At 72.6% G+C, this 11,825-nt stretch carries 11 protein-coding genes; 2 read left to right on the forward strand and 9 right to left on the reverse strand.

Annotated elements, in window-relative coordinates; genetic code table 11:
• Positions 1-11: 11 nt before the first annotated feature.
• On the reverse strand, positions 12-299 hold the full coding sequence (locus tag ACPPVX_RS05335) for a hypothetical protein (RefSeq protein ID WP_426573863.1): 288 nt from the start codon (positions 297-299) through the stop codon (positions 12-14).
• A gap of 106 nt (positions 300-405) precedes the next feature.
• Between ACPPVX_RS05335 and ACPPVX_RS05340 the strand changes: the two genes are divergently transcribed.
• Positions 406-3,588, forward strand: a complete 3,183-nt coding sequence (locus ACPPVX_RS05340) for an ATP-binding protein (RefSeq protein ID WP_426574991.1) — start codon at positions 406-408, stop codon at positions 3,586-3,588.
• Positions 3,585-4,343, forward strand: coding sequence for a GNAT family N-acetyltransferase (locus ACPPVX_RS05345; protein WP_426573864.1), 759 nt, complete (start codon positions 3,585-3,587; stop codon positions 4,341-4,343). Before ACPPVX_RS05340 ends, ACPPVX_RS05345 begins: the two co-directional genes overlap by 4 nt.
• 13 nt (positions 4,344-4,356) lie before the next feature.
• Here ACPPVX_RS05345 and ACPPVX_RS05350 read toward each other — a convergent pair whose 3' ends face one another.
• The 8 genes from ACPPVX_RS05350 to ahpC form a co-directional block, all read right to left on the reverse strand.
• Positions 4,357-5,088 (reverse strand): hypothetical protein, encoded by a 732-nt coding sequence (locus ACPPVX_RS05350; protein ID WP_426573865.1) that lies wholly within the window; start codon positions 5,086-5,088, stop codon positions 4,357-4,359.
• A gap of 16 nt (positions 5,089-5,104) precedes the next feature.
• Positions 5,105-5,737, reverse strand: coding sequence for a GNAT family N-acetyltransferase (locus ACPPVX_RS05355; protein ID WP_426573866.1), 633 nt, complete (start codon positions 5,735-5,737; stop codon positions 5,105-5,107).
• A 20-nt stretch (positions 5,738-5,757) separates the two neighbouring features.
• A complete protein-coding gene (locus tag ACPPVX_RS05360) occupies positions 5,758-6,516 on the reverse strand; it encodes an amino acid ABC transporter ATP-binding protein (RefSeq protein WP_426573867.1) in 759 nt (252 codons plus the stop codon).
• On the reverse strand, positions 6,513-7,409 hold the full coding sequence (locus ACPPVX_RS05365; RefSeq protein ID WP_426573868.1) for an amino acid ABC transporter permease: 897 nt from the start codon (positions 7,407-7,409) through the stop codon (positions 6,513-6,515). The genes ACPPVX_RS05360 and ACPPVX_RS05365 overlap by 4 nt, the downstream gene beginning before the upstream one ends.
• A 6-nt stretch (positions 7,410-7,415) precedes the next feature.
• Positions 7,416-8,294: a transporter substrate-binding domain-containing protein gene (locus tag ACPPVX_RS05370; RefSeq protein WP_426573869.1), complete on the reverse strand. Its 879-nt coding sequence runs from the start codon at positions 8,292-8,294 to the stop codon at positions 7,416-7,418.
• Positions 8,295-8,418: 124 nt separating this feature from the next.
• Entirely contained in the window at positions 8,419-9,330 is a 912-nt protein-coding gene (locus ACPPVX_RS05375) for a LysR substrate-binding domain-containing protein (RefSeq protein WP_426573870.1), read from the reverse strand.
• Positions 9,331-9,415: 85 nt separating this feature from the next.
• Positions 9,416-11,020 (reverse strand): alkyl hydroperoxide reductase subunit F, encoded by a 1,605-nt coding sequence (gene ahpF / locus ACPPVX_RS05380; protein WP_426573871.1) that lies wholly within the window; start codon positions 11,018-11,020, stop codon positions 9,416-9,418.
• 133 nt (positions 11,021-11,153) lie between these two features.
• Positions 11,154-11,717, reverse strand: coding sequence for an alkyl hydroperoxide reductase subunit C (gene ahpC, locus ACPPVX_RS05385; protein ID WP_426573872.1), 564 nt, complete (start codon positions 11,715-11,717; stop codon positions 11,154-11,156).
• Between the last annotated feature and the right edge of the window lie 108 nt (positions 11,718-11,825).

Genomic DNA, 11,825 nt, shown 5'->3' on the forward strand with positions numbered 1-11,825 from the left:
GCCGCGTCGCGTCAGGCGGAGACCGACACCATGGTCCCGTGGACGGCGGTGACGGTGCCGAGGGAGGTGGTGCGAGGCTCGGGGAGGCCGGCCGCGGCGAGCGCCTGCGCGAAGGCGTCGCTGGTGGAGAAGGCCTCGAAGTCAGCAAGGGTCGGGCAGGCGTCGTAGACGGTGATCCCGTCGGGCCGGCTCACGCACAGGTTGAGGATGACCTCGTCGTCGAAGGCGGCGACGAGGCGCTCGTAGCCGGCCTGCAGTGCGTAGGGATCGCCGTCGAAGTCGTAGGTGGCGAGGTGCATGGTGGAGCTCCTTGTCTCGGATCGGCCGCCGTGTGCGACCGTCACCCCGTAGGCGCCAGATCAGCCCTGGTATCGCCAGACGCTGGGTAACGTCACGCGCGTGGCCGTGCGGGAGGATCCTGGGCGAGTTCGAGCGATGGCAGACCTCCGTGCCGGGCTCGATGCCGCCGCCGCCGGCAACGGCCGGCTGATCCTCCTCCACGGCGAGGCCGGCATCGGCAAGACCACCCTCGCCCAGCAGCTGGCGACCACCGCTCGGGAGCAGGCGATGACGGTGCGGTGGGCGGGCTGCCCGGCGGGCGGGGCTGCGTCCGCTCACGCCCCTTGGCTGCGCCTGTTGTCGGGGCTCGGGGCACCGGGCCGCGATGCCATCGACCTGCTGCTCGGCACCGATGCCGGCGATGCCACCGCCGCCACCGCCGCTCGAGCGGCCGCCTACGGCGCAGTGGTCGCCGCCCTGGAGGGCGCCACCGCCGAGCGGCCGGCCCTGCTCGTGCTCGACGACCTCCACTGGGCCGATCCGGGGACGCTGAGCCTCCTCGGCACGGTTGCGGCCGACCTCCCCGGGCTCCCCGTCCTCCTCGTGGGCACGTACCGCGACACCGAGGCGGAGCCGCGCCTCGCCCTCGACGGGCTGGGAGGCCGGGCCGATCGGATCCCGGTGCGCGGGCTCTCCACCGGGGCCGTGGGCGAGCTCCTCGACGAGCACCTGGGGTCGGGCCGCGGCAGCACCCTGGCACCGGAGGTGGTGCGGCTGACCGCCGGCAACCCGTTCCTGATCGTCCAGATGGGCCGGCTCCTCACCGACGAGTTGGGGCCCGGCGCCTCCGGTGTGCTCCCCGACGGCGCCCGCGACCTGCTCGGCCAACGGCTCCAGGCCCTCACCCCCGCCGAGCAGGAGGCCCTGGTGGCCGGCGCCGTCCTGGGCGCCGAGTTCACCGGTTCGGGGGTGGCCCGGCTGCTCCGCGCCGACGAGGACGCCACCGCCGCCCACCTGGAGCGGGCCCGGTCGCTGCGCATCCTCGACCGCTCCGCCCCCACCGGCAGCTGGGCGTTCGTGCACGACCTGTTCCGGCAGGCGGCGCTGGAGCTGGCGGCCTCGAGCACGGTCGAGGCGCTCCACGCCGAGGCAGCACGGGCCGGGGAGGAGGCCGGCGACGAGCCAGCGGGCATCGCGGCCCACCTGCTGGCCGCCGGTCCGGGCCACGAGCTGGAGGCGGCCGTCTGGTCCGTGCTCGCGGGCGACCGGGCCCTCGGTGCCATCGCCTGGGAGGAGGCGGCGATGCACTTCGAGCGGGCGTTGAGCGCATCGCGCGCCACGACCGACACCGACGTCCGCGCCGACGCCCTGAGCGGGCTGGGCCGCGCCCGGCTGCTGGCCGGCGACCCCCAGGGCGCCAGCCGGGCGTTCGACGAGCTGGCCGCGCTGGCGCGCCGCGCCGACTCCCCGACGCTCCTCGCCCATGCCGCCCTGGGCTTCAGCGCGGACGTGGCCGGGTTCGAGGTGCGCCTCTTCGACCAGCACCAGATCGACCTGCTCGAGGAGTCGGCCCGGGTGCTCGAGGCCACCGACGAGGACATCGTGCGAGCGATGGTGCTGGCCCGTCTGTCCGTCGCGCTGTCGCTGGCCGCCGACACCGACCGGCGCCTCGTCCTCGCCGACCAGGCCGTCGCCCTGGCCCGGCGCCACCACGACCCTGTCGTCCTGGCCCGGGCCCTGGCTGCGCACTGCGACGCCATCGCCGGACCGGCCCACGTCGCGCTGCGGCGAGCCGAGTCGTCCGAGATCGTCGACGTCGCGGTGGCGGCGGGCGATGGCCCCCTCGAGCTGCTGGGCCGGCGCCTCCGGTTCGTGGCCGCGCTCGAAGCCGGTGACCGGGCCGCGGTCGACGACGAGGCCGGCGCGTTCGCCCGCCGCGCCGCGGTCCTGGCCAACCCCCTGTACTCCTGGTACGTGCCGCTGTGGGGCGCGCAGCACGCGCTCATCGTGGGCGACCTGGACCAGGCCGAGGCCCAGATCGATGAAGTCGAGGCGCTGGGCCGGGCGGCGGGGAGCACCAACGGGCCCATGCTGGCGGCGGTGGCGCGCCTGATGATCGCCGACGAGCGCGGCGACCACGCCGGCGTCATCGCCATGGTCGAGTCGCTCGGGACCGATGCGCCCGAGCTCACCGACTACCTCTCGGCGATCGGGTCGATGGCCTGGGCCCGGCTGAACGCCGGCCAGGTCGCCGAGGCCGCCGCCCTGCTCGATCGCCTCCACGCCGTGGGCCTGGAAGAGGTGGCCGTCGATGCCGAGTGGCTGGCCAACCTGTTCAACGTGGTGCGCACGGCTGCCGCGCTCGACCACCCACTGCTGCCGCTGGCCGTCGGGGCGCTCGAGCCGTTCGCCCACCTCATGGCGTTCGAGGGGATCGGCGCGGGGCTGTACGGCCCCGTCGGCATCGCGGTCGCCACCGGGTGCGCCGCGCTCGGCCGTCCCGACGAGGCGGTCGCCCACGCGCTCGCTGCGGTGGAGCTGGCCGCACCGTTCGGCGGGATGGTCAGCGCCGCGGCGCTGCGCACGCTGGCGCGCTGCTCGGAGGGAGCGGGCGCCGACCCGGCGGAGGTCGCGGCCTTCGACCGCGACGCCGACGAGCGCTTCGCCGCCTGCGGCGCCCACCACCTGGTCCTCTCCCCCGCCGCGGCGCTCGCGCTGCCCCAGTCCGGCCCACCGGCCGGCGAGCCACCGAACGAGCTCGAGCGCGACGGCGAGGTGTGGCACCTCAGCTATGCAGGGCGGTCGGTGATCCTCAAGCACAGCAAGGGCCTGGCCGACCTCGCGGTCCTCCTGGCCCGGCCCGGCACCGACGTCAGCGTGACCGAGCTCGAAGGCGTGCCCACCGAGCTGGCGCGCAGCCGCGGCGGCGAGGCCCTCGACCGGCGGGCGATCGAGGCCTACCGCGGGCGGCTCACCGAGCTCGCTGAGGAGATCGACGATGCCGACGCCGCCCACGACATCGGCCGGGCCGAGCGGGCGCGGGTCGAGCACGACCTGCTGGTCGATGAGCTCAGTGCGTCGGTCGGCCTCCACGGGCGGTCCCGAGCGGCGGGGCCCGAGCCCATCGAGCGGATGCGCAAGGCGGTGTCGGCGCGGATCCGGGACGCCATCCGCCGGATCGAGGCGGTCCACCCGCAGCTCGGGCGGCACCTGGCCAACTCGGTCAGCACCGGCACCTCGTGCAGCTACCGCCCCGAGCGGACCACCGTCTGGCACTGCCACGTGAGATCTGGCGCCCATGGGGCATGAGCACCCTCACCGATGACCGAACCCTGACCGACCGAGCCCTCGCCGCCAGCGCCGACCGCGTCGTCCACGCCGCCCGCCGCATGGGCCGCCCCCACGTCGCCGACCCCGACCTCGCCGTGGCCTGGCAGGCCGAGCGCGGCGTGTTCACCAACATGGCGCTGGTCCTGGCCGAGCCCGACTCGTGGGAGGAGGTGCTCGGCCGCGTCGACCAGGTGGTGCCGGCCGACCGTCCGGTCTCGCTGGTCGCCGCCACGGCCGTGCCCGACCTCACCAGTCGAGGTTGGGTGCTGGTGGGCCACCCACCGCTGATGGTCCGCCCGCCCGGCGGGGCGGGGCCTGAGGTCCCCTCGGAGCTGACCATCGAAGGGGTCTACGGCGACCGGTCGCTCGGTGAGTTCGAGCAGGCGCTCGCCCAGCACTTCCCCGAGCCGGGCCTGCTCCCGTACCGCTGGGGCTCCCTCCACGACGGCCGGGTGCTGGGCGGTCCGACCCAGTTCCTCATCGGCCGGGTGGCGGGCCGGGCCGTGGCCACCGCCAGCTCGCACGTGGCCGAAGGGGTGAACCTGGTGGAGATGGTGACCACCGATCCTGCGGTGCGCGGCCGCGGCTACGGCGCGGCCCTGACCGCGTCGGCCATGACCGCCGATCCCGACCTGCCTGCCGCGCTGATCGCGAGCGACCTGGGCCGCGGGGTGTACGAGCGCCTCGGCTTCATCGCCGTCTCCCGCTGGACCTTCTGGCACCGCCCCGTCTGAAGGGAGGGTCGGGTCAGCCTTCGACGTGGACGGGCGGGAGCTGGTCGATGGCGTCGGTGAGGAGCTGGAGCCACGCGTCGTGGAGGCGGGCGAGGGTCTCGGAGTCCTCCTCGATGCGGTGCTCGACCAGGTGCAGCGAACCGTTGCGGTAGGTCCCGAGGTCGTAGGGCGGGCCCACCGAGAGGTTGGCGCGGGCGGTGCTGAGCATGGAGCTGAGGGCGATCTTCACCGCGTCGTCGAGGCCGACCTTGGCGTGGACGGCGAGCTCCAGCATGAACTTGCCGTACTTCGTCTCGCCGATCTGGAAGAACGGGCGGGTGTCGGAGACCCGGATGTAGTTGCCCTCGGGGTAGACGAGGAAGAGGTCGGGCCGGTCGCCGGCGATCTGGCCGCCGAGGATGAACGTCGACGTGGCGTCGGCGTTGACGGTGGCGAGGCCCTCGCGGTGGCGCTTCACCACCGACCGGCTGAGCTCGCCGATGTAGAGCGCCGCCTCGAACAGGTGGTTCACGGTGGCGAGGCTGGTGTGCTCGCCGGGGGTGTTGAGGTCTCGCTCGATCAGGTCGAGCACCTCGTGGGTGGTGGCCAGGTTGCCGGCGCTCTCCAGCACGAACACGCGGTCGTCGGCGGCGTGCACCACGTGCATCTTGCGGTAGGTCCCGATGTTGTCGATCCCCGCGTTGGTGCGGGTGTCGGACAGGAAGATCAGGCCTTCGTCGAGGCGCATGGCCAGGCAGTACGTCATGGCCGGACCGTACCGCTCAGCGGACGGGGCGGAGGAGGACCTCGCCGCCGATGACCCGGAAGCCGACGGCGAGCAGGGCGCGCAGGCTGCGCGCGTTGCCGGGCGCGCACGAGGCGAACACCACCTCCCCTTCCGGGGTCTCGGCCAGCGTGTCGGCCAGCAGGCCCCGGCCGTGGCCCTGGCCGTGGCGGTCGTCGATCAGCTCGAAGCCCAGTTCGGTGCGCCCTCCCAGCCCGCGGCCCAGGGTGACCAGGCCTCGCTCGTCGGCGAGCACGAGCACGTCGGTGCGCAGGTCGCGGGCATAGGCCACCCGGTGGTGGTCGTCGAAGCGGTCGGTGGGGGCGAGCGACGTGCCGCCTGTGCCCCGGCCCCGGGCCACCAGCACCACGTCGAGCACGCCGATCCAGCCGCCGGGGCCGGCGAGCGCCCGGAGGGTGTCGGCCGCGTGGATGCCCTCGATCCCGTTGACCCCGCAGGCCGCCACGTCGTCGGCCGTCCGATCGGTGGCCACGACGGCGTGGGCGGTGAAGCTCAGGGCGGCGTGGAGCCCGGTGGTGGCGTCGGGCGGGACGATGGTCACGCCGCCATCGGACGGCGGGAACCGGTCGTCGGCCGCGTCGAGCAGGAGCTGGCGGAGGGCGTCGGGCACGGGCGCGACCGTAGCGACGGCTACAGCCGGCCGGCTTCGATGACGCGGCGGAGGAACTGGCGGGTGCGCTCCTCCGTCGGTTCCTTCAGCACCTGGGCGGGAGGCCCGGACTCGAGCACCCGGCCCTCGTGCAGGAAGCAGACCCGGTCGGCCACCTCGCGAGCGAAGCCCATCTCGTGGGTGGCGAGCACCATGGTCATCCCCACGGCGGCCAGGTCCCGGATGGCGGACAGGACCTCGCCCACCAGCTCGGGGTCGAGGGCGGAGGTGATCTCGTCGAGCAGCAAGACCTCGGGATCGCTCACCAGGCAGCGGGCCAGCGCCACCCGCTGCTGCTGGCCTCCCGACAGCTGCTCGGGGTACTTGGCGGCGTGCTCCCCCACCGCCAGGCGGTCGAGCACCTCGCGCGCCCGGGCCTCGGCATCGGCCCTCGGCGTGCGCTGGACCTTGCGCGGCCCGAGCGTGACGTTGTCGAGCACGTTCATGTGCGGGAACAGGTTGAACGACTGGAACACGATGCCGATGCGGCGGCGGACGGCGTTGGCGTTGGCACCCCGAGCGGTGATGTCTTCGCCGTCGAGCAGCACCCGGCCGCTGTCGATGGGCTCCAGCAGATCGATGCAGCGCAGCAGCGTGGACTTGCCCGACCCGCTCGGCCCGATGAGGCAGACCACCTCGTGCTCGTCGACGCGCAGGTCGATGGCATCGAGCACCAGGCGATCGCCGTAGTGCTTGGTGATGCCGTCGACGTGCAGCTTGGGCTCGGTCTGCTCGTTCACACCGCCACCTGCGATCGGCGGGCGCGGTCGCGCTTGGTGAGGTGGTCCACGATGCGCACCATGGGGATCGACACGAGCAGGAACAGCACGGTGGCGGTCACGTACGCCGTGTAGTTGAACGTGCGAGAGGTGATGATCTGCGCCTCGCGGACGGCCTCCCGGACCCCCAGCACGCTGACGAGGGCGACGTCCTTCTGGAGGCTCACCACCGTGTTCATCAGCGCCGGGATCACGTTGCGGACGGCCTGCGGGAGGATCGCGTAGCGCAGCGCCTGCCCCTGGGTGAGGCCGATGGCCCGGGCCGACGAGCGCTGGCTCTCGGGCACGGCGTCGATGCCCGAGCGGATGATCTCGGCGGTGTACGCCGCGTACGAGAGCGTGAGGGCGGTGACCCCCCAGAACATGGCGCCCGACGGCAAGCCCGGGATCTGGAGCGCGGGCACGCCGAACCCCAGCAGGAGGATCAACAAGATCATCGGGATGCCGCGCATGATGTCGATGAACGCGATGGCGAGCGCCTTGATCGGGAAGAACGCCGGGCCCCGGAAGCTGCGGGCCACCGCCAGCAGCACCGCCAGGATCGGGATGGCGATGATGGCCATCACGAACATCTTGATGTCGGTCCAGAAGCCGTGGAGCACCGCCGGCCACGCGTCGCGGAACTGCTGCGGATCGAAGAACTGCTCGCGCACCTTCGGCCAGTTCGGGCTGCGGACCACCAGCACGCCGACGACGACGAGGAACACGAGGGTGCTGATGGTGGCGATCAGGGCGGTGCGCGCCCCTTCCTCACGGGAGCCGCCCGAGCGCGGCCGCCGACCCGGGCGGGCCCCGAAGAACCCGGGCCCGGGCCCCACCACCTCGACCGGACCAGCCGGGTCGGGCCCCGTCATCGCGGTCTACTTGGTGAGGGTGGGGATGTCGCCGCCCTGGCTGAGCCACTGCTTCTGGAGGCCGGCGAGCGTGCCGTCGTCCTTGATCGCCTTGAGCGCCTGGTTCACGCACGAGACGAGCGGGCTGCCCTCCTCGAACAGGAACCCGAGCTGCTCGGCCTTCCCCTGCTGCGGGAGGATCCCGACGATGGACGAATCGGTGATCTCGGCGGAGGTGATGTAGTACGCGGTGGGCAGGTCGAAGACGATCCCATCGACCTGGCCGGCGTCGAACGCCGCCTTGGCCGCGGCGTTGTCGTCGAACACCAGCGGCTGCTTGGAGGGCTTGATGTAGTTCTCGATGTAGTCGAGGCTCGTGGTGCCGATGGCGGCGCCGAGCTGGGCGTCCTTGAGGTCGGCCAGCGACGTGGCCTTGGCGATGTCGGCCTTGGGGCTGGCGATCACGGCCTGCTCCACCGTGTAGTACCCGTCGGAGAAGTCGACGACCTTGTCGCGCTCCGGGGTGATGGAGTACTGCTGGACGTTGAAGTCGTAGTCCTTCTTGCCCGGGGCCACCGCCTCGTCGAAGCCGGTCCGGGTCCACGACACGTCCGACTTCTTCAGCCCGAGCTGGTCGGCGACGGCGTAGACCACCGCGCTCTCGAAGCCCTTGCCGTTCTCGGGCTTGTCGTCGACCACCCACGGCTCGAAGGCCGGCTCACCGGTGGCCACCTTGAGGGCGCCGGCGGTCTTCAGGGGCAGGTCGGCGGTCTTGCAGCTCTCGGCCGAGCCGGCGGCCTTCGTGGTGGTGGTGCCCGACGCACCATCGCTGCTGCTCCCGCAGCCGACGGCGAGGAGCGAGAGGGCGAACAGCGCGGCGAGCGCGGCGGGGGTGCGTCGAGACATGGGATGGCTCCTCGGGAGGTCCAGGGACCCGGGCACCGTTGCCCAGGCGGTGCTGAGACGATAGCCGACCTACTTGGTCGGGATTCACCCGAGCGGGTGGCCGGTCGCGTCAGGGGTGGGTGCGTCAGGGGGTGGGGCGGACGACGGCGGTGGCGAGGTCGCCGATGAGGTGGCCGAGGTCGGGGAGCAGCTGGCGGTAGACGCTGGTGGGGCGCCACACCATGGCGATCTCGCGCTGCGGGACCGGCTCGGTGAAGCGCAGCAGCACGATGTCGGTCGACGCCGGCACCGGCGGGGCGACGGCGAGCTCGGGCAGCAGGGTGATCCCGACGCCGGCCGCGACCATCTGGCGCAGCGTCTCGAGGCTGGTGGCGCGGAACCCGCGCCGCTCGGACGCACCGGTGAGGCGGCACACCGAGAGCGCCTGGTCGCGCAGGCAGTGGCCCTCCTCGAGCAGCAGGACCTGCTCGCCGGCCAGGACCGACGGGTCGACCGGGCCGCCGTCGGCGGCGAGGGGGTGGCCGGCGGGCACGGCGAGCACGAAGTCCTCGGTGAACAGCAGCTGCTGCTCCAGGGACGGGTCGTGGACGGGCAGGGCCAAGATGCCGACGTCGAGGCGCCCGGCGCGCAGCAGGTCGAGCACCACCTCGGTCTTCTCCTCGGTGAGGAGCAGCTCGATGTTGGGGTACCGCTCGTGCACGGCCGGGACGATGTGGGGCAGGAGGTACGGCGCCAGCGTGGGGAACAGGCCCATGCGGAGGGTGCCGCCCTCGGGGTCGGTGGCCTGGCGGGCGAAGGCCCGGATGGTGTCGACCTCGCCCAGGATGAGCCGGGCCCGCTCGGCCACCCGCTCGCCCGTGGCGGTGAGCATCACGTGGCGCGGGTTGCGCTCGATGAGGTCGACGCCGAGCTCCTGCTCGAGCTTCTTCAGCTGGGTGGACAGCGTCGGCTGGCTCACCATGCACGCCTCGGCGGCCTTGCCGAAGTGGCGGTGCTCGCCCACGGCGACCAGGTACTCGAGATCGCGCAGGTTCACGGGTGACCTCCCGGTCCGAGTGGCCCTGGGGAGTCTGCCCCAGGGTGCGAGGCGGCGCCGGGGGCCGGCGCCGCCCGGTGGGGCGTCAGACGACCGCGGGCTCGCGGTCGACGGTGCCGTCGGCCGGGACGGGGGCAGGCGTGCGGATGAGGTGGTCGAAGGCGCTGAGGGCGGCGGTGGCCCCGGCGCCCATGGCGATCACGATCTGCTTGTACGGGACCGTGGTGCAGTCGCCGGCGGCGAACACGCCGGGGATGGAGGTCTGGCCGCGGTCGTCGATCACGATCTCGCCTCGGGGCGACAGCTCGATGGTGCCTTCGAGCCACTCGGTGTTGGGGAGCAGCCCGATCTGCACGAAGATGCCGTCGAGGTCGACCGTGTGGGACGAGTCGGTGGCGCGGTCGGTGTAGGTGAGGCCGGTGACCTGCGCGCCGTCGCCCAGCACCTCGGTGGTGAGGGCGCCGAGGATGATGTCGACGTTGGGGAGGCTGCGGAGCTTGGCCTGCAGGACCTCGTCGGCGCGCAGGGCGTCGTCGAACTCGATGAGGGTGACGTGGCGGACCACGCCCGCCAGGTCGATGGCGGCCTCGGCACCGGAGTTGCCGCCGCCGATCACGGCGACGCGCTTGCCCTTGAACAGCGGCCCGTCGCAGTGGGGGCAGTAGGTGACGCCCTTGTTGCGGTACTCGTCCTCGCCGGGAACGTTCATGGCCCGCCAGCGGGCGCCGGTGGACAGCACGACGGTGCGCGACGAGAGCGTGGCGCCGCCCTGGAGCTCGACGGTGACGAGGCCGTGGGGCTCGGTGGGCGCCACGAGCTTGGTGGCCCGCTGCAGGTCCATGATGTCGACGTCGTACTGGTGGACGTGCTGCTCGAGCGCCGAGGCCAGCTTGGGGCCCTCGGTGTAGGAGACGGACACGAAGTTCTCGATGGCCATGGTGTCGAGCACCTGGCCGCCGAACCGCTCGGCGGCGACGCCGGTGCGGATGCCCTTGCGGGCGGCGTAGATGGCCGAGGCGGCGCCGGCGGGACCGCCACCGACGACGAGCACGTCGAACGGGTCCTTGGCGGCGAGCTCCGAGGCGGTGCGCTCGGCGGCGCCGGTGTCGAGCTTGGCGACGATCTGCTCGAGGCTCATGCGGCCCTGGTCGAACGGCTCGCCGTTCAGGAACACGGACGGGACCGCCAGCACCTTGCGCTCGTCGACCTCGTCCTGGAACAGGGCGCCGTCGATGGCGACGTGGTGGATGCTCGGGTTGAGGATGCTCATGAGGTTGAGCGCCTGGACCACGTCGGGGCAGTTCTGGCAGGTGAGCGAGAAGTAGGTCTCGAAGCGGAGGTCGCCCTCGAGCGCCTGGATCTGGGCGATGAGCTCAGGGGAGGCGGTGGACGGGTGGCCGCCGACCTGGAGCAGGGCGAGGACGAGCGAGGTGAGCTCGTGGCCGAGGGGGATGCCGGCGAAGCGCACGGCCACGTCGGTGCCGGCGCGGCGGACGAGGAACGACGGCCGGCGCTCGTCGTCGTCGGCGGGGACCACCGAGACGCGCTCGGACAGCGCGGCGATCTGGTCGAGGAGCCCGAGCAGCTCGGCGGACTTGGCGCCGTCGTCGAGCGACGTGACCAGCTCGATGGGCTGGGTGAGCTTCTCGAGGTGGGTCTTCAGTTGGGCGGCGAGGGCGGCGTCGAGCATGGCAGGGGCTCCATCAGGGCGAGCGGCGAGGGGAGGCGGGCGGCTGGGTGGCGCGGCCGCAGCACGGAGGTGGTGCGGGGGCGCCGAGGCGGCGGCGCCGGGCCCGGAGGCCCGGCGCGCCGCACGGGTGGGATCAGATCTTGCCGACGAGATCCAGGGACGGGGTGAGGGTGTCGTCGCCCTCTTCCCACTTGGCGGGGCAGACCTCGCCCGGGTGCGAGGCCACGTACTGCGCAGCCTTCACCTTGCGGAGGAGCTCCACGGCGTTGCGGCCGATGCCCTCAGCGGTGACCTCGAGGAACTGGATGACGCCCTCGGGGTCGACCAGGAAGGTGCCGCGGTCGGCCAGGCCCTGGCCCTCGCGCAGGATCTCGAAGTTGCGGGAGATCTCGAGGGTGGGGTCGCCCAGCATCGGGTACTGGATCTTGCCGATGGTGTCGGAGCTGCCGTGCCAGGCCTTGTGGGTGAAGTGCGTGTCGGTGGAGACCGAGTAGACCTCGACGCCCAGGCGCTGGAACTCGGCGTAGTTGTCGGCGAGGTCGCCCAGCTCGGTGGGGCAGACGAACGTGAAGTCGGCCGGGTAGAAGAACACGACGGACCACTTGCCCTTGAGGTCGGCGTCGCTCACGTCGACGAACGCGCCGTTGTGGAAGGCGGTGGTGGAGAACGGCTTGATCTCGGTGTTGACGAGAGACATGCGGGTTGGAACCTCTTGGTCTAGATGGGGTTGGTGATAGGCACTCTATATGCAATTGGGGTGAACTCATTGCATTTGCCTATTGATTGTGCCAATGCCACCGATAGC

The organism is Aquihabitans sp. McL0605 (assembly GCF_049993875.1).
Taxonomy (GTDB): Bacteria; Actinomycetota; Acidimicrobiia; order Acidimicrobiales; family Iamiaceae; genus Aquihabitans.